This window comes from Haliscomenobacter sp. (assembly GCF_965225875.1).
Taxonomy (GTDB): Bacteria; Bacteroidota; Bacteroidia; order Chitinophagales; family Saprospiraceae; genus Haliscomenobacter.
Genome location: NZ_CBDDBS010000001.1, coordinates 498,906 through 516,628 on the forward strand (window position 1 = coordinate 498,906; position 17,723 = coordinate 516,628).

Sequence of the window (17,723 nt, forward strand, 5' to 3'; positions counted from 1 at the left end):
ACATTTATTGCTCGCTCTAAGTCCTTAAAAAAGTGAGATTCCGCCAGAATCAACCCTCCCCTCAAATCTGCCGCAAATAGCTCAATTTCACAATCCCATGATTTTCAAGCTGTCTGAGGTTCGACAAATCCTTAAACCCGTAACGATTCAACACAATGTACAAAAACGACAGCGGGCGGTACTCCCAGGACAGTCGGATGTTGTAGTTTTTCGAATCATCCTCTGAATTTTGCTGGTAAAAAGCAATCAATTGCAGACGTGGATTCAGGGCAAAACGCCCTTCCAGAGTGTACAAATCAATGGTGTTAACTCCTTGTTGATCGCCCACATTTTTAAAGCGATTGTGATTGAATTTTCCGGAGAGCGAAAAATGGGGCGAAGGCGCAAACTGCAAGGTCAGGTCAGTGATGGTCAGCTGACCATTAAAATACGTGCCCCAATCGTACTGCCCAAAAAGGTTGATGACCTTAGAAGGATCAGTATTGACCCAGATTTGTTGGCGGAAATAATGGTAATCGCCCTGTTTGATGTTAACGCCCAAAGGAGAAAAAGTTTCGGTTAGACCTTGATAGACCGGGTTGAGTGAATAGCCCAAAAAGCCACCGTTTTGGAGATTTAACCAAAAAGGGAAGAACCACAATTGCCGTTCAATCAGTTTGCCCGTGGAGGCCTGCCAATAAAATTCCGGCAAAAACCCCGGCTCAAAGGCGCGAATCTTCTTACGGAATGGCAAGAGTTTCCCTCGGTAAAACCAGTTGATACCCGGCGAGACACTTATGACGTCCTTGCGGGACACAAAACCCATTTCCGGGTTAAAATCTTTGGTCACCACGGATTGTGTGAGCCAGATTTTGTGGTGATTGGTAAGGTTGACATACTGCGCGATACCCGCAAAACCTTGCTTATTGGATTGCCCACCTGCCGAATGCATCACAAAACCGTTGATGGACTGGGATTCGCTCAAACGGAAAAACCCATCCACCGTGCTGACAAAATTGGTGCCGTCGGGGCGGTTTTTGATGGTCATTAAGCCCCCGATACGATTCTGCTCGCCAAAGTTGCGCGAATAGCGACCTACAAAAAAATTGGTCGCAGGGCTTTCATCCACCTCTTGTTGCCGCATGGCCAGGACCCCAAAATTTTGTTCATTGGAGCGATACACCAATCTGCCCCCCGCCTCAATCGGGATAGGGCGACCGGCGTCATTTAAACCAATGCTGCGGCTAAAAAAGGGCTGAATACGCATAGAGCCACCCGAGCCATCCGGAGAAGGGCCAACGTTGAAACCAAACAAGGAGGCATTTTCCAGAAAAAACTGCCGCCGTTCCGGAAAAAACACTGAGAAGCGCGTAACATTGTTGACCTGTCGATCCGCATCGGCTTGCGCGAAATCGGTGTTCACGGTCAAATCCAGCACTGTATTGGTGTTGATGCCCCATTTTACCTCGCCGCCGGGTTTGAAGTTGCTGGTGTTGGTTTTTTCACCCGTTTCTGGCGAGCTGTAGCGGTCATAAGAAAACAACACATAAGGCTGTAAACGAACATTCGGGCGCGGTGGTGGCGGCTGCAAACCCGTCAACACCCCGGCGTAATCCATCCGGGTAGAAGTAAAAGCCCGAGGGTAAGCCGAAAAAGCACTGGTTTCGTTGCTGAAACGGCGATTGCGTTGCAGGTTGAAGCCCCAGCTTTGGATGCTGTCGGCGGTTTTGGGGTAGCGTAAAGTTTGCCAGGGGATAGCTATTTCGGCCACCCAGCCCGAATCACTACGCGTGGTGCGTACCCGCCAGAGCCCATCCCAGTCGAGGTCGTAAAACACATCGTCGAAGGAAAGCAAGTCGCGTTGTACGCCAAAAGCATTGGTGGCAAAAACCATGGCATTGCGCTCGTCCTGAAAACCATCAAAGGAGAGATTGATGAGGTCGTGTTTGCGAAAATCAAAATCGCGTTTAAAATCGATGGCGCGGAGGGCCTTACGCCCCAGCGAGTCCTTGGAGAAAACGCCGAAATAGAGAAATTGCTTGTTGAACAAAACCCGAATATCGGTTTGTTGGGAAGCTTTTTGGCCTTGAAAAGGTTCAATTTGGATGAGGTCTGAAGCCGGCTTGGTGGTTGACCAAACAGGCTCATCCAAACGCCCGTCAACCTTGAGATTTTGCTCGATCTTCGTGCTATTGATGCTGCGTTTGACTGGATTGGGTGGAAATACTTCAGCATCCTGGGCTAAAGTGAAAAAGGGTAAAAAGAGCAGTAGTAAACTCCAAAGGGACGGTGTAGGCTTGATCATTGGTTCTCGTTCAATTGGTTTTAAGCTCCTGAAAGATAAGGCATAAAATTCCCTTATTTGCTTGAACTTTTAGCTTTATCTTTAAGAAGTTGGTTGAATTTATGTCGCGAGCTCCAAAGGGCCTAATTGAAGCCAAATTTCGTTCCGAAAATGCTCATTTAGCGCTGCTAAACTCCGCTTTTCGTGCCTCATTTGGCTTCAATTAGCCTCCTTTTCGCTTTCGCGACATAAACTCAACCAACTTCTAAAATAGATTTACTTCAGAAAAGCATCCGACATGAAAAAAGTGATTATCAGCACCTTGCTCTTGCTGGGACAATTGAGCTTGTGGGCACAAAACAATCCAACAATGACCACCACCCTACCCTACCGCGAAATTCCGGCCTATCCAGAATCCTACAGCGCCGAAAGTGTAGTGGCGCGGATGATCGACGGGCTCGGCTTCCGTTTTTACTGGGCCACTGAAGGTTTACGGCCAGAAGACCTGGCCTTTCGCCCCACTCCTGAATCACGCAGCAGTGAAGAGACCATCGATCACATCATGGGGCTTTCGACCGTTGCACTCAATGCCTTGAAAAACCAGCCCAATGTGCGGAGCGGGGAAGAAACTTCACCCCTTACGTTTGAAGTAAAAAGGAGGAAAACCTTGGAGATACTGCAAGAAGCCAGCAATTTGCTCAAGAAGGCAGATACCAAATTGGACAACCATACCATGGTTTTTCAAAATGGTGCCAATAAAACCGAGTTTCCGTTTTGGAACCTGATCAATGGCCCGATTGCAGATGCCTTGTGGCATGTAGGGCAGGTGGTGAGTTTTCGGCGCTCTTCTGGAAACCCTTTTAATGGGAAAGCGAATGTATTGACGGGAAAAGTACGGGAATAAGCGGCATTATTGAATAGGTCATTGCTTCTACTAAGGTGATTCTTTAGTGCCTTAAGTTTCTTAGGTGGTGAACCAATAACCTGCTTCGCAGGTTTTTTCTCACCACCTAAGAAACTTAAGGCACTAAAGGGGCACCTTAGGCGGCCAATTTATACCATTGCAAAATGGCCTTGGCTGGTTTTTCAGAAGTGACATGGATGTCGTGCGTCTCCTCCAGTTGCATGGTTATGAAGTCCCCTTCACCGAGGCGTACCGTCCGCGTTTCGCCAGTTTGATTGGTGATGTAACAAACGCAGGAGCCTTCCAGGATCATAAAACTTTCCAAAAGATCGTGGTGGACTTCCTCAGGAACAAATTCTTTGACCCAAATCACGAACAAATCGCGTTGTGCATTGGATTCCAGGGTGTGCATATGAATGTCCTCGAAATCAGCCGGAGGTTCAATTCCAGCCACCGCTTCACTCCATTCCAACCACTTGGATTCCTCATTCAACAACGGGAGCTCATTAAGATCTAATGGCTGATGATTGGCCTTTTGCTCATTTAAGCCCTTGATTTTATCTAAAATAGCATGCCGCAATGCCGCAGGTGGTGCCACGGAATGTGCTTCTGCAAAAAGGATCAGGGCATCTTCTGTTTGATTGACTGTTGTTTCGTCGATTGGGGGAACAGAAGGATCAAAAAGCCACTCACCTATTTCCTGATTTGTGATGTCGTACTGTTTTTTCAATGGTTATGTCAAGTTGTGTTGATGCGAAAAAAAAGTTCTTAGGGTATTTAGGGCCAAACGTGCCCGGGACTTCACAGTACCGAGCGGTATATTAAAATTGTCTGCAATTTCCTGTTGGGTATAGCCATCAAAATACATCCACTCGATGATTTGTCGGCTGGATTCGGGTAGTTTTTTCACCAACTGGGCCAAACCGATGGTTTCGTCCATGGTTTGAACGGCATGGTTTGAGCCGATCGTATGTACGAGATTTTCAAGCGGTTGGTTTTTTTGCTTCTGAGAAAAATATTTAGACCGGGTAAAATCAATGGCTTGATTGCGCGCGATATTGATGAGCCAGGTAGCCAAACGGCCTTTGGAAGGGTCGTATTGGTTGATGTTTTGCCAGATCTTCACAAAACAATCTTGCAACAGGTGCTCCACTTCGCGTTGGTCGTTGACGATACGGTGCAGGATTCCAAACAGCATCGCGGAGTATCGATCGTACAGTTCTCCGAATGCCTGTTCATTGCCTTGCTTGAGCAATTTTACCAAATCCGATTCGTCTCGAAATTGCACCTTACTTTTCATTGATTTATACAAAACTAGAAAAAAAATTACAAGCTATGATCCAAAATCAAAGCTAAATCGTATGTAAGTTTAATTCTATTTTCTTGCGTAAAACACCTATCACATCTATGTCTAGTTATCATTTTGTTACCCGTTGGGAATTGCCGACCACCTGCGAAGAAATATACCGTACCCTCGAAGATGCCGAAGATCTGGTACGTTGGTGGCCCAGTGTATACCTGGATGCCAGAATTTTGGAAAAAGGCCAACCAGGTGGGGTCGGAAAAGTGGTTGAGTTGTACACCAAAGGTTTTTTGCCTTACACACTGCGTTGGAAATTCAGGGTACTCCAGACCGATTTTCCCAATGGATATTCGCTGGAAGCCATCGGAGATTTTGTTGGTCAGGGAGTTTGGACTTTTAAACAAATTTCGCCCGAAGTTTGTGAAGTGGTATACGACTGGCGCATCCGTGCTGAAAAGCCTTTTTTGAAATTGATGACGCCTTTGTTGCGGCCCATTTTTTCAGCCAATCACCTTTGGGCCATGCGCAAGGGGGAAGAAAGTATCCGTTTGGAGCTGCAACGCCGCCAGGCGAAAACAGCAGAGGATAAGGCGAAAATCAGTCCACCTCCAGGGCCAATTTTCCCTCACAATGTTTTGAACAACAAGGTATTGAATTAAAAACCTGAGCTAATATCACCAAGTTAGGCTGCCCGAACAGTTTCCAACGGAAGCATTTGGGCAGCCTAAATCAAAAAAAATTACGGTCTTGTTTTACTTTTGGCAAAAAACATCGCCTGTTATGATGGATCGCATTACCACCAGAAGTGCAACCGTAGCCGATTTAGACACACTCCTCCAATTCGAACAAGGCATCGTAGCCGCCGAGCGACCCTTCGACCCTACCTTAAAAGCCGGAGAAATTCATTATTATGATTTGAAAGCTTTAATTTTATCTCCTGAGGCGGAGGTAGTTGTGGCAATAGCAGGTGAGGAAATTGTAGGTTCGGGTTATGCCCAAATCCGGGAAGCCAAGGATTACCTGCGACACAGCCGCTTTGCCTATTTGGGCTTCATGTACGTAAAACCAGCTTTTCGAGGGCAAGGCATCAATCAAAAAGTACTGGATGCCCTGACGATTTGGATCAAAGAACAGGACATTGCAGAGATTAGACTGGAGGTTTATGCTGAAAACCAGGGGGCCAAACGGGCTTATGAAAAAGCAGGATTTACCCCTAATCTGCTGGAAATGCGGATGAATCTGGAGGAAATGGATCTCTAGATGATCATCCCCCCAACGGTTCATTCAAACGATTCACCCAAGGGCTACTTTCTACCAAAAGTGTCGGTTTTTGCTGTAAATGTTTAAAACCCCATTCCCGCAAGGTGGCCAAAACGGGTATCAAAGTTCTGCCATATTCAGTGAGGGCGTACTCTACCCGAGGCGGAGATTCCCGGTAGGAAGTCCGTATAACAATCTGATCCTCTTCCAGTTCCTTCAATTGATCGGTCAGGACTTTGGTGGAAATGTCTACCAAAAGTTCCAGCAATTCTTTAAAACGCAGCCCTCCATTTCTAAGGTCCCACACAATTATGGGTTTCCAATGGCCATCCATGACGCATTCATAAGCAGTAATTGGACAACGAACCGGATATTTTTTCATACTGGAAAAGTAATTAAATTTTATTACTTTCAAAAATAAAGTATTAATTTTGCCTTGTCTTAACCCATAAAATAATCCTAGCTCAACCTGTTGGGCTATAGCAAAATCACCTAGACAAATGGCAAACTTGACAAAAATAGGCAAAATTCAGGACGCAATGTTCCAGGAGATCCAGGATCATCAAATCTTCAAAAGCGCCCAATCTTACGCCTTCCAATACCTAAACGAGGTCTTCGATCGAAATGTTTACCCCACCGAAGAAGCCTTGAATAAGCTATCGCATTTTGAAGAGGAAATGCCCGACTCATCTGGAAATGTGCAGGAAATCCTGGACAGCCTGCATCACTACGGCTCGCCTGCCACCCTTCCCACCCTCGGAGGCCGCTATTTTGGTTTTGTAACCGGCAGCTCCATCCCCGCTACGTTGGCGGTGAAAGGCTTGAGTGATTTTTGGGATCAAAACTCAGCAATGGAGGTTTTGTCGCCCATTTCTGCCAAGCTTGAAACTGTAGTAGAAAGTTGGTTGTGCGAACTGCTGGGCTTGCCCTCCCATACCGTCGCAGGTTTTGTCAGTGGTTCTTCAATGGCCATTTATTGTGGCCTTGCGGCAGCTCGCTGGCGACTTTTTCAAAAAAACAACTGGGATGTCAATGAGCAAGGCATGAATGGTGCGCCTAAAGTGCGGGTGGTTACCGGCAAGCATACCCACTCCACGGTGCTGAAAGCGATCCAGTTGCTTGGGTTTGGCAAAGCCAACATCGAATGGGCAGAGGTAGATGAGCAGGGCCGGATTATTCCCGAAAGTATGCCCGCATTAGATCGCAACACCTTGGTCATTCTCCAAGCTGGCAATGTCAACTCTGGTTCATTTGACCCTATTGAAGCAATTTGTCAAAAAGCGAATGAAGTTGGAGCCTGGGTACACATCGACGGAGCCTTTGGCCTCTGGGCAGCCGCAGCGACACAGTTCCAATATCTGACCAAAGGAATGGAACTGGCCCAATCCTGGTCAGCAGATGGGCACAAAACCTTGAACACGCCTTATGATTGTGGCATCATCTTATGCCAAGATAAAGAGGCCTTGGTTTCGGCTCTGCACATGAGTGGCGCCTACATCGTGGAAGGCAAGCGAGATGGCATGTACTATACCCCTGAAATGAGTCGCCGTTCCCGAGTGATTGAACTTTGGGCAGTTCTGAAATACTTGGGGAAAAGTGGGGTGGATGAATTGGTCACCAATTTACACGAACGCGCCGTTCAGTTTGCCCAAAACCTCGGCGATCAGGGCTTTGAAGTGCTCAATGACGTGGTGTTCAATCAAGTTTTGATTGCCTGTGGCGAGGATTCAATGACCGAAAAGGTTTTGAAAAACCTACAGGAACTTCGCGTATGCTGGTGCGGGGGCTCACAATGGCACGGAAGAAAGGTAATCCGCATCAGTGTTTGTTCCTGGGCAACTACGCCAGAAGATGTAGACTTGTGTGTGACCAGCTTTGTAAAAGCGAGAGAACTGGCCAGCACTCCGCAACTTGCCGAAATCTAAGGAACCAATCCTGATGCTCAGTTGTATTATCTGTCTAAAACCTATTGCCGATGAAAAAAGCCGTCATTGTCACCTTCGACAAATTCACCGATGTAGACGTTTTTCTTCCCTGGGATTTATTGAATCGGGTCCGTTTTCGCCAAAAAGATTTTGAGGTAAAAATTTTGGGCACTGCTGCTTCCCACAAATCCAGCTGTGGCATCGATCTGGCCATGCAAGGAAGTATTGAAGAGGCAAACGATGCCGATCTGGTCTTTTTTGCCAGTGGCTCGGGGACTCGGGCTTTGTACAAAGATACTGAATACCTGAGTCGATTTGAGCTTGATCCGGAGCGCCAATTGATTTGCTCCATGTGTTCAGGTGCACTTTTGTTGGCTTCATTGGGACTTTTGGAAGGCATTACAGCCACTACCTACCCTACTGCTACCGAGGCATTGCGAGAATTAGGGGTTGAAGTAGTTGAAGACCAACATCTGGTGGTGCACGGCAATGTTGCTACCGCAGCGGGTTGTCTGGCCGCTATCGATCTGGTCCAATGGGCGGTAGAACGCCTGTACGATGAAACCACCAGCAAGGATGTGATTGCTTCCGTTTTGCCAGTAGGGCAAGGACAAGTGTGTATCTATTGATCGGTGAATGCATTTAAGATGGAAAAACTGGACAACCTCGTTTGGCATTGCCTGAACGAGACCCATCGGGATTTAGCCCTGGACTATGGCTCCTTAAAATGTTATCACCCTGATTTTTGCCCCTTTGGCGCTTTTATCGGTAATGATGACCTGAGTGTTCCATTGAAGGAGCACGCAAAGGTGGCTGGGCCATTTTTTGTACTTGGCAATAAGCCTCTTTTTTCCAGTCAGGTCAATTTTAAAGGGGAATTCCCATGTGCACAAATGGTGATTGAGAACCCCATTGATCGGCACGTTGAAGAAACAATCGTTCCTTTGAATGGTCAATACGAAGAAGAGTTATTTGCCTTCATGCAGCGTTTTTACCCCAGTTTTTTCAAGCGCAAAACTGTTCTTTTGGGAGATTATTTCGGGATTTTTAAAGAGAATGAACTCGTCGCCGTTACAGGTGAACGCATGCAAATGGACGGCTACACCGAGGTGAGTGCTGTAGTTACCCATACCGATCATTTGGGAAAAGGCTACGCCAAACAACTAGTTACTCATACTGCCAACAACATTTTCAGGAAAAACAAAATCCCTTTCCTCCACACCAACGCGGACAGTGCAAAAAACATTGGCTTGTATGAAAAACTGGGGTTTAAAGTCCGACGGGAAATCAGCCTCTGGCGTTTTGCACCCTTTTAAATCCAATCCTGCAAGTGTTTGGTCATTTCATGTTCGATATTCCCCGTGTGTTTGGTGGCTTGGGGTTCAAATAAAAGCAACCAAACTTCTTCGTCACCTTCGGTGCGGGGAAAATGCTCTACCCCTTTGGGCACAATGAGTACTTCTCCCGGGCCGACCTTTTCAATTCGGTCTCGAAACTCCATGACAAAAGTGCCTTTAAAAATCATAAACAACTCGTCCTCGTCGTCGTGACTATGCCAGATCATCTCGCCTTTGGCTTTGACCAGTTTGACGTATTGCCCGTTGAGTTCTCCGGCGATTTTTGGTGACCAGTACTCAGTAACTTTTTGAAATTTGTCTTGAATGTTGAACAATTGAACCATGTTGGCAGGTGATTAGGTTTGGGAAGCAAAATAAACAAAGTCGGGCATAAATTATTTGCGCAGTACACTCAAATACTCGATCCAGGGGCCTACTGCATCTTTGTATTGTTTGGCCATAACGCGGGTGATTTGTACGATATGGCCCAGATCGTGTGCTGTCCAGCAAGCCAAAAGCTGAGTCAGCTTCACTTCTCCAAATGCCGGGTGAATACCGGTTCTTTCCAGTTTTTCCTCATTGATCTGCATGGATTTGAGTTCTTCCAGGCTCTTTTCGCGCAAATTTTGAAACTCTTCTAACAGTTCTTCCAATGATTTTTCCTGCCCCGTATGGAGATGGGCGAACCGATCAAAAGGCGCGAAAACTCTATCCTCTTTTTCCGACAGAATAACCTTAGTCCGCACAATCCAGTCGGTTTGTTCACAATGAATCAGATGGGCGATCACCTCGTAAGGACTCCAGCTTTCAGCACCTTCATTTTGGTGGGTCCAATCGGATGATAGGTTGCTGAGCAAGGTTTTAAGCACTAAGGGTGTCCGCTCAAGAATTTCAATGGATTTGGATAGGTCGAATTGCATGGTTGAAAAATTTTTGTTTACTCAACAGTTGGCGGATCGGGTTCGTTCCTGGAAGGTTTGTTTTAGTCAGCTTGAAAATATTGGAAACTCCATCATCCAAATTACTCATTGAATCTCAATCAGACTAAATTTTTGAACCCAACACCGTAAAATCTCGCAATAAATCTTGCAAAAACACGTATTTTTCACAGCTCAATCAATTAACTCACACCGACATGAAAGCATTCTCATTAGCTATTTTGGGGCTTGCCCTACTTGCTGGCTGTTCCACCCAAAAACTGCCAGAATACAGCAATAAAGCCCTGAAAATCCAGCCACTCACATCCAAAACCCTCGTACACGTCACCTACCTCAATACCAATCAATGGGGGCGAGTACCCTGCAATGGCATGATTTACTGCAACAATGGTGAAGCTGTAGTTTTTGACACGCCACCCAATGATAGTGTTTCTTTTCTACTCATTGACTGGATTGAGCAAAACCTCAAAGCCAAAGTAAAAGCCATTGTGGTCAATCATTTTCACAACGACTGCCTGGGTGGGCTTAATGCCTTTCATCAAAGGGGTATTCCTTCTTATGCCAATCAAGCAACCATTGATTTGGCGAAAAGTCAAAACACTGCCGTGCCGCAAAATGGTTTTACAGGAGTACTGAACCTGAAAATCGGAGGCAATACTGTAGAAAATCGTTTCCTTGGAGAAGCGCATTCGAAAGACAATATTGTGTCTTATGTACCCAGTGAGCGAGTTTTGTTTGGCGGCTGTATGGTCAAGGAAGTCCAAGCAAATAAGGGGCATCTGGGTGACGCAAACCTGGGGGATTGGCCCAAAACGATAGCCAAAGTGAAGGCGCAGTACCCTGAAGCTCGATTTGTCATTCCGGGGCACGGTAAATGGGGAGGCAAGGAGTTGTTGGATTATACGATGGAATTGTTTAAGGCGGAGGGGGAGTGAATCTCCAGCCATTCGAAATTAACAATAAATCACAAATGCAATAGAATCAACTCTAAAAATGAATACTTTATACGTATACATTGTTTTTATTGCCAGCTTAATTCCCGATGTTCAAAAAAATAAGATCGCTCCACCAGGTACGATTAAGCTAACCGATAAGCTTTACATCGATTCACAACCTATCACTAATTTTGATTGGTCAGAATATTTGTATTCACTTTTAAATAATCAGGTTGAGACAAATGTAGAAACGCCCTATTTAAACATAGACGATAGATGCTATTTTGTTAAAAATGAGGCGTATGTGGGAAAGGCAAAAAAGCTACTAAAAGGTAATGAATATGTGGAATACCGGTTAGATAGTATGTTAAATGATCCTAAAAATCTTAAATCTGGATATCATCCTGTTGTATCGATCGGAAATAACGGTAATGACTACTTTCCTGCTTCTTATCCAGTTCTTGATGTTAATCTTAAGGAAGCGCAGGACTATTGTGCATGGAGAACGACTATGGTTATGTATTCCTACTCAATGAAAACAAGAGGCAAACGAGCAAAGTATTATACAAAAATAAAGTATCGAGTACCTTATCACGTAGAAATTGAAGCAGCTAAAAAAAATTACCCCAGCCAAAATGATCAAGCCTACTATATCTTCGCTCCTGACCCGAAAATAAATTTGAAACATTTGAATAATAAATTTGAGGAACTTACGCTTGACAAGCCAATTGAATCTTTTGGCTTCTATTCTAAAAGCCGTGTTGGGTTCAGATGCGTTTGCGAAATTTTGGAGTATTAGGAACAGAAACGAAATAAAGTAAACTTTTGACTCATCTCTTTTTGATTTTATATGCTTTTCCCAAGATTGTCCATTCCTTCTTGTACTGCAAAACCCGAAATTTGTAAAAAAAATGATGGATACACGCATTGAAAACTACATTCGGCAAACCCCCAATATGGAGTGGCAACCCCTGCAAGAAGCAGGCATTGATACCGCAGGCATCTATGTAAAAGCCCTGCGTTACGATGAAAATGGCCGCCCACCCAGCATCCTGCTTAAATTTGAAGCAGGTGCTGAATATCCATACCACAATCACCCTGGAGGGGAGGAGATTTTTGTAATGGAAGGTTCCTGCAGCATTGAAGGGGCAGTGCTCAAAACCGGGGATTACTTGTACACGCCGCCTGGTTTTAAGCATGGGGTGCGCAGCGAAAAAGGCTGCATTTTATTTTTGATCATTCCAGAAGAAGTAGAACTAGAGCCCTTGCGCTGATGTCTAACTGCGCGCAGCACTTTTGGCAGTCAATTAAAGCTGGCTCTGAACTCCAATGGGCTTTGTTTGGTTTTTTTCTTGAACAATTTGCTGAACGATTGCGAATGTTCGAACCCCAAATCGTATGCGATCTCGCTGACGGATAATTCAGTGGTGGACAGCTTTTCTTTCGCTTTTTCAATCAATTTATCATGGATGTGTTGTTGCGTCGTTTTCCCGCTTAATTGTTTCAATAAACTGCTCAAATATTTGGTTGAGAGGTGCAGCATATCGGCAATATCTTTCACATTGGGTAGGCCTTTGGCGAGTAGGTCTTCATTGTTAAAATAACTTGTCAATACGTCTTCGAAGCGAGTCAGGATTTTGCTATTGGTAATTTTTCTGGTGATGAACTGGCGTTCGTAAAAACGCTGCGAGTAGGTAAATAAAAGCTCTAATTGAGCAACGATTACGTCTTGGCTAAATTTATCAATATTGCCGCTAAATTCCTGTTTCATGTTATCAATGATACCATTGATGATGGTTTCTTCCTTGTCTGAAAGAAATAGAGCTTCGTTGGTGGCATAACCAAAGTAATCGTATTGCTTTATTTTTTTCGCAAGCGTGGTATTCCATAAAAAATCAGGATGGATAAACAACATCCAGCCCTGAAGAGCAGGAGGCATGCCGTCTTCTTCACCACCCAATACCTGCCCTGGCGACATAAAGGCCATTAAGCCTCCATCAAAGTCGTATTTCTGTTGCCCATAAAGAAGGTTATTGCATCCTCGTTTTAAGGAGACAACATAAAAATCAAATACAACCGAATTTACATCAGGAGCAGGCTTTAGTCTTGCTACATCAATAATGCTGATCAGGGGATGATAGGGAGGCTGAAGCCCCGCTAATCGGCATCCATCGGTAATGGATTTTATCCTAATTGGTTTTGAATTGCTCATTTAGGTATTTGTTCTTTTATGCAAACCACTTAATTTTTATAGCCCTCAAAAGCAGCTTGTAAAGGTAAAGTCCTTAAGCGTTTGCCCGTCAAATTAAAAACAGCATTGGCTATAGCGGGTGCTATAGGCGAAATAGGTGACTCACCCACTCCCGAGGGTTTTTCCGAACCTTCGTGCAAAATGACCTCTATTTCCGGGGTGTCGCTGAGTCTCGCTACCGGATATTGATGAAAATTGGTTTCTACGAATTGCCCATTTTCTATGGTACCTTGTTCATAAAGGCTGGCACTGATGGCCATCATGGTAGCACCTTCTACTTGCTGCCTTACTCCATCCGGGTTAATAATTTTGCCTGGATCAATGGCTTGTGTAACTTTAACGACTTTGATGACCCCATCAATGATTTTAATTTCTACTACAGCCGCTGAAATTGTTTTATGGTCATCACACACGGCCAAACCACGGCCTACGCCTTCAGCCTGGGGGTTATGCCAACCTGATTTTTCAGCGATTAATTCGAGCAGCTTTTTCCGGCGGTTCAATTGAGTTGTATTGCCACAATGGTCCATTCTGAATTTTAGTGGATTTATGCCTGCTTTATGGGCCAATTCATCCATAAAACTTTCAATAGCGAAAGTATTGGCAAACATACCCACGCCACGCCACATACTCGTCTGGAACGGTAGGCTACTCTGCCAAATGCTTGTATTTAGGTTTTCTATGTTATAGGCTATTCTAGCCCCATGCCCTGCCACCACAAAATCCGCACCTAATAGGGGTGCCACAATATCAGGCATGGCCATGAAGCCCATTGGCCCCGTTGCAAGCTTGTGTTCAAGCGCTACAATTTTTCCTTTGCTGTCTATTTTTCCATTTAAAATATGATGCGTATTGGGTCTTACAAAGCCATTTTGAAATTCTTGCTGCCTGGTATAAAGCAGATGCACAGGCTTACCCACGGCTTTTGAAAGTTTGGCAGCTTCCACCGCATTGTGCTTGAAGCTACGCCTTCCGAAGCCGCCCCCTAAAAAAGTAGGATGAATTTCTATATTTTCTGACTTTAAACCCAGGGCATCAGAAAGCGTTTGCCGCATAAAAGTACTGTTTTGCGTAGATGAATAGATGGTTAACAGATCACCTTTCGCATCGGCCACTACTATACTAGGTTCCATGCTTGCATGATAACCAATAGGTGTGCGATATTCGCTTGAAACTTGAGTACCTTGGGCTGTTCTGGTATTGCCTTCTTTCTGTATGTTCACTTCAGTGCCAACACCAACAGTAACGGCATCCAGCGTATCTTTTGTACTGTATTTGGCGTTGTAATCCCAGGTCGCTTTTACTTTATTAATGGCGCTTTCAGCAGCAAATCTGGTATTGGCCACTACGCCTATCCATTCTTTATCTTTTACCACTTTCAGCACTCCTGGGGCATGTTCTGCTGCACTTAAATCGGCACTTTTTAATACCCCCCCTATGTACGGACTATACAAAACGGCCCCATAAACCATATTGGGCAGATCCATATCTATGCCATAAATGGGCCTTGCTAAAACTTTATCGGTCAGATCAAGCCTGGCATATGCTTTACCAACGTATTTGAAAGATGAAGCGGGGCGCAAAGCCGGGGTTTTGGCAGTTTCCCATTTTGAAGTTCGTTTGGCCAAATCAGCGTAGCTAATCGATTTGTTGCCTGCTGATAATAGGCCATCTTTGGTTAAGACTGATTCTGGCTTGATGCCCCACAACTTCGATGCTGCAAGTTTTAGCGTTTCACGTAAAGTAGCTGCTACTTCACGGATAGCCACATACATGGTTGCAGTGCTTGTACTTGCACCGGTATTGGTAGTAATGCCTTTAGCAGAATTGGCATGCACCACTTTTATTTTGTCTAGGGCAAGGTCTAGTTCTTCGGCTGCAAGCATGGCAAAACCTGCAAAAATGCCCTGACCCATTTCTACTTTTGGCGACATTAGGGTTATGGTATTGTCTGCATTTATTTCAAACCACAAATGTGGGTCAAAATCAGAAATACCTAGTGGCATGTCCATTTCTGAGACAAAGCCTGCCAGTTCTCTTCGAATAATAGAACGGCCAAAATAAAGTAAGGCAATAGTGCCAGCCAAACCGGTGCCGGTGCGCGCAAGAAATTTTCTTCTTGAAAAACTTTTTTTAGGTTTTTTATCCCTGCTTTCCATCATTTTTCAGTTTTGCAGCCAAAAGAATTGCTTTGATGATCCGAGGATGTGTGCCACACCTGCAGATGTTTGAAATGCCGTCCTTGATGTCGTCAACGGAGGGATTTGGAATTTCTTCTAAAAGCTTGGCAGCCGCCATCATAAACCCTGATTGGCAGTAACCACATTGAGGAACCTGAACCTCGATCCAGGCCTGCTGCACAGGATGCAAGTGGGCTTCATCTTTTGAAAGCCCTTCGATGGTGGTTATTTTTTTTCCTTCCGCCATACGGACGGGGTAAGAGCAGGAGCGGATCAATTCCCCATCAACATAAAGAGAACAGGCCCCACAAAGGGCTCTGCCACAGCCAAATTTTGTACCTTTCAAATTGGCTTCATCACGAATGAGCCAAAGTAAAGGCATCTCGGGATCGGCGTCCAGCGTTGTGGGTTTGTTGTTGATGCTTAGTGTAAATCTCATAAGAATTACATTGAAATTGCGCGTTTATGTTTCTGGCATTTGTCACAGCAATTTTCATTAAAAACCAGAAACCTGCTGTAGCCAAAAGTCGCAATGTTGTAGCCAAAAGGAGTTATCTATTTAAGCATGGGGTACGAAGTGAACAGCATTGCATTTTGCCCTTAATCCTCCTGGTAAAAGTGGAAATATTGGCCTAAATTGCTGGACAAATCCATACTTACTTTTATGATCGAATGGCATCCTTTGGAGGAGTACACTGCGTTACAAAGCCCACGCCGGGTCATGCGTTATGTTTTATTTTGGTGTACAGCAGGGGAGATCAAGGTGATGGTGGACGGGACCGAATTCTTGCTGCTTGCCCACGAGGTCATTACCATTACTTCAGGGCAAGTACATTGGCTGATAGCAGATTCTAATGCCCAGGGTGTAGTACTGGAATTCAGTTATGATTTTTTTTGTAAAACGGATGCCGATATCGAACTCATTTTTCACAATGGGCTTTTTTGCCACTTTGGAATGAATGAAGTCATAACCGTACCTGAGCACCAGCGTTTCACCCAATTGTTGGAGCAAATTCGGGAAGATTTGACCTTAAACCCCTACCAATACCTCATTTCCGTACATGCCAATCTGGAGTTGATCCTGGTGATGATCAACCGCGCCAAAATTGCCCGTGGCGATGAAATCTGGAAACCGGATGCCCTGTTTTTAAAATTTCTGGAAAAGGTGCGCAACCAATTCCGACAGGCACCTACCCTGGCTACCCTGGCACAACAACTACAAAGCAATGAAGCCAAGCTAAACGAGCTGGCCAAACTCCACGCGGGTAAAACCGCCCAAATGGTCATCTATGGCCTGGTGACTTCTGAAGCCAAACGTTTATTGACGTATGAAAAACTTTCAGTAAAAGAAGTGGCTGCAGAATTGGGTTTTAATGACCCTTTTTACTTCTCTAATTTTTTCAAAAAACATACAGGGGTTTCACCCAAAGGATATCGAGATAAAGTATCGGAGTAGTCGGGTTATTCTATTTTTATCCAAAAAATTAAAAATCAATCAATTAAATCACTCGTTGCTCTTTTCCCCAAAAAAGCTGCTGAAAAATTTGCGCAACTGATCATTTGCACATATATTTGCAACCGATCATTTGCACAAATTGATTTACCCATGCGCAGAGATATTTTCCAAGCCATTGCAGACCCAACTCGCCGAGCTATCATCGCCCTGATTGCCGTGCAGGCGATGACGCCAAACGCCCTCGCTGAACATTTCGATACGACCCGGCAAGCTGTTTCAAAACACCTGCAAATCCTGACCGATTGCGAGGTGGTAAGTCAGCAACAACAAGGCCGAGAAATTTATTACCAACTCAAAATTGATAAAATGAAAGAGATCGACCAATGGCTTGAGCAGTTCCGCAAAATTTGGGAACAGCGCTACAATCAACTCGACGATTTACTTCAAACCTTAAAATCGGATAAAGCATGACTGCCAAACTTCTTTTCGACTTCCTGGTCGACCAGGAAAAAAACACCATCACCGTACGCCGGGAATTTGCAGCAGGCCGCCAACTGGTGTGGGACTGTCACACCAAAAGCGAACTATTGGAGCAGTGGTTTGCCCCAAAACCATGGAAAGCCCGCACGAAAAGTATGGATTTCCGGGAAGGCGGTCACTGGCATTATGCCATGTGTGGGCCCGATGGAGAAGAGCACTGGGGGCGTATGGATTACATTAGCATTCAGCCTATCGAAAGCTACAAGGGTTGGGATGGCTTCTGCGATGCAGAGGGGGAACTAAACGCTCAACTTCCCCGGGCGGAATGGCACTCCACGTTTGAAGAACTTTCAGATACGACCCAAGTACAAACGGTAGTGACCTATCAATCGCTTGCGGACTTGGAAACCGTCATTCAAATGGGCATGAAAGAAGGCTTATCGATGGCCCTTGACCAGTTGGAAGAACTGCTCGATAACCTGAAAAAATAA

The 17,723-nt window shown here is 45.0% G+C and carries 21 protein-coding genes; 12 read left to right on the top strand and 9 right to left on the bottom strand.

From position 1 onward, the window contains the following. Positions 1–61 precede the first annotated feature (61 nt). Positions 62–2,284 carry a DUF5916 domain-containing protein gene (locus ACO08K_RS01895; RefSeq protein ID WP_421794692.1) on the bottom strand — a complete coding sequence of 741 codons (2,223 nt, stop codon included), beginning with the start codon at positions 2,282–2,284 and terminating at the stop codon, positions 62–64. Positions 2,285–2,561: 277 nt separating this feature from the next. Between ACO08K_RS01895 and ACO08K_RS01900 the strand changes: the two genes are divergently transcribed. Then, entirely contained in the window at positions 2,562–3,167 is a 606-nt protein-coding gene (locus ACO08K_RS01900) for a hypothetical protein (protein WP_421794693.1), read from the top strand. A 136-nt stretch (positions 3,168–3,303) separates the two neighbouring features. Here the strand turns inward: ACO08K_RS01900 and ACO08K_RS01905 are convergent, their stop codons facing one another. Both ACO08K_RS01905 and ACO08K_RS01910 read right to left on the bottom strand, forming a co-directional pair. Further along, positions 3,304–3,897: a hypothetical protein gene (locus tag ACO08K_RS01905; protein ID WP_421794694.1), complete on the bottom strand. Its 594-nt coding sequence runs from the start codon at positions 3,895–3,897 to the stop codon at positions 3,304–3,306. 3 nt (positions 3,898–3,900) lie between these two features. Then, a complete protein-coding gene (locus tag ACO08K_RS01910; protein WP_421794695.1) occupies positions 3,901–4,467 on the bottom strand; it encodes an RNA polymerase sigma factor in 567 nt (188 codons plus the stop codon). 107 nt (positions 4,468–4,574) lie between these two features. Here ACO08K_RS01910 and ACO08K_RS01915 point away from each other — a divergent pair, with 107 nt between their 5' ends. Together ACO08K_RS01915 and ACO08K_RS01920 are read left to right on the top strand one after the other, a co-directional pair. Continuing rightward, positions 4,575–5,129: a polyketide cyclase gene (locus ACO08K_RS01915; RefSeq protein WP_421794696.1), complete on the top strand. Its 555-nt coding sequence runs from the start codon at positions 4,575–4,577 to the stop codon at positions 5,127–5,129. A gap of 121 nt (positions 5,130–5,250) precedes the next feature. After that, positions 5,251–5,730: a GNAT family N-acetyltransferase gene (locus tag ACO08K_RS01920; RefSeq protein ID WP_421794697.1), complete on the top strand. Its 480-nt coding sequence runs from the start codon at positions 5,251–5,253 to the stop codon at positions 5,728–5,730. Positions 5,731–5,734: 4 nt separating this feature from the next. On the opposite strand, the gene ACO08K_RS01925 is transcribed toward ACO08K_RS01920, so the two are convergent. Beyond that, positions 5,735–6,112: a winged helix-turn-helix transcriptional regulator gene (locus ACO08K_RS01925; protein WP_421794698.1), complete on the bottom strand. Its 378-nt coding sequence runs from the start codon at positions 6,110–6,112 to the stop codon at positions 5,735–5,737. A gap of 118 nt (positions 6,113–6,230) precedes the next feature. On the opposite strand from ACO08K_RS01925, the gene ACO08K_RS01930 reads away from it, so the two are divergent. The 3 genes from ACO08K_RS01930 to ACO08K_RS01940 are packed head-to-tail and all read left to right on the top strand — an operon-like array spanning position 6,231 to position 8,971. Then, positions 6,231–7,655, top strand: a complete 1,425-nt coding sequence (locus ACO08K_RS01930; RefSeq protein WP_421794699.1) for a pyridoxal phosphate-dependent decarboxylase family protein — start codon at positions 6,231–6,233, stop codon at positions 7,653–7,655. Positions 7,656–7,705: 50 nt separating this feature from the next. Next, positions 7,706–8,284: a DJ-1/PfpI family protein gene (locus ACO08K_RS01935; RefSeq protein ID WP_421794700.1), complete on the top strand. Its 579-nt coding sequence runs from the start codon at positions 7,706–7,708 to the stop codon at positions 8,282–8,284. A gap of 18 nt (positions 8,285–8,302) precedes the next feature. After that, on the top strand, positions 8,303–8,971 hold the full coding sequence (locus tag ACO08K_RS01940) for a GNAT family N-acetyltransferase (protein ID WP_421794701.1): 669 nt from the start codon (positions 8,303–8,305) through the stop codon (positions 8,969–8,971). Here ACO08K_RS01940 and ACO08K_RS01945 read toward each other — a convergent pair. Together ACO08K_RS01945 and ACO08K_RS01950 are read right to left on the bottom strand one after the other, a co-directional pair. Beyond that, complete coding sequence (locus ACO08K_RS01945) at positions 8,968–9,336, bottom strand: cupin domain-containing protein (RefSeq protein ID WP_421794702.1); 369 nt, start codon at positions 9,334–9,336, stop codon at positions 8,968–8,970. The two genes, ACO08K_RS01940 and ACO08K_RS01945, sit on opposite strands and share 4 nt — an antisense overlap. Before the next feature lie 51 nt (positions 9,337–9,387). After that, entirely contained in the window at positions 9,388–9,912 is a 525-nt protein-coding gene (locus ACO08K_RS01950) for a DinB family protein (protein ID WP_421794703.1), read from the bottom strand. Positions 9,913–10,127: 215 nt separating this feature from the next. On the opposite strand from ACO08K_RS01950, the gene bla reads away from it, so the two are divergent. The 3 genes from bla (at position 10,128) to ACO08K_RS01965 (ending at position 12,139) form a co-directional block, all read left to right on the top strand. Further along, positions 10,128–10,865, top strand: coding sequence for a subclass B1 metallo-beta-lactamase (bla, locus tag ACO08K_RS01955; protein ID WP_421794704.1), 738 nt, complete (start codon positions 10,128–10,130; stop codon positions 10,863–10,865). A 58-nt stretch (positions 10,866–10,923) separates the two neighbouring features. Beyond that, a complete protein-coding gene (locus tag ACO08K_RS01960; RefSeq protein ID WP_421794705.1) occupies positions 10,924–11,664 on the top strand; it encodes a hypothetical protein in 741 nt (246 codons plus the stop codon). Between the two features lie 112 nt (positions 11,665–11,776). Beyond that, complete coding sequence (locus ACO08K_RS01965) at positions 11,777–12,139, top strand: cupin domain-containing protein (protein WP_421794706.1); 363 nt, start codon at positions 11,777–11,779, stop codon at positions 12,137–12,139. A 29-nt stretch (positions 12,140–12,168) separates the two neighbouring features. Here the strand turns inward: ACO08K_RS01965 and ACO08K_RS01970 are convergent, their stop codons facing one another. Genes ACO08K_RS01970 through ACO08K_RS01980 form a run of 3 tightly spaced genes read right to left on the bottom strand, consistent with a single transcriptional unit; the run spans position 12,169 to position 15,735 of the window. Further along, positions 12,169–13,077: a helix-turn-helix domain-containing protein gene (locus ACO08K_RS01970; protein ID WP_421794707.1), complete on the bottom strand. Its 909-nt coding sequence runs from the start codon at positions 13,075–13,077 to the stop codon at positions 12,169–12,171. A gap of 29 nt (positions 13,078–13,106) precedes the next feature. After that, on the bottom strand, positions 13,107–15,278 hold the full coding sequence (locus ACO08K_RS01975) for a molybdopterin cofactor-binding domain-containing protein (RefSeq protein WP_421794708.1): 2,172 nt from the start codon (positions 15,276–15,278) through the stop codon (positions 13,107–13,109). Next, positions 15,259–15,735, bottom strand: a complete 477-nt coding sequence (locus ACO08K_RS01980; protein ID WP_421794709.1) for a (2Fe-2S)-binding protein — start codon at positions 15,733–15,735, stop codon at positions 15,259–15,261. The genes ACO08K_RS01975 and ACO08K_RS01980 overlap by 20 nt, the downstream gene beginning before the upstream one ends. 225 nt (positions 15,736–15,960) lie before the next feature. Between ACO08K_RS01980 and ACO08K_RS01985 the strand changes: the two genes are divergently transcribed. From ACO08K_RS01985 to ACO08K_RS01995, 3 genes are all read left to right on the top strand, one after another. Further along, a complete protein-coding gene (locus ACO08K_RS01985; RefSeq protein ID WP_421794710.1) occupies positions 15,961–16,752 on the top strand; it encodes a helix-turn-helix domain-containing protein in 792 nt (263 codons plus the stop codon). Between the two features lie 150 nt (positions 16,753–16,902). Next, positions 16,903–17,223: an ArsR/SmtB family transcription factor gene (locus ACO08K_RS01990; RefSeq protein ID WP_421794711.1), complete on the top strand. Its 321-nt coding sequence runs from the start codon at positions 16,903–16,905 to the stop codon at positions 17,221–17,223. After that, on the top strand, positions 17,220–17,723 hold the full coding sequence (locus tag ACO08K_RS01995; protein ID WP_421794712.1) for an SRPBCC family protein: 504 nt from the start codon (positions 17,220–17,222) through the stop codon (positions 17,721–17,723). The genes ACO08K_RS01990 and ACO08K_RS01995 overlap by 4 nt, the downstream gene beginning before the upstream one ends.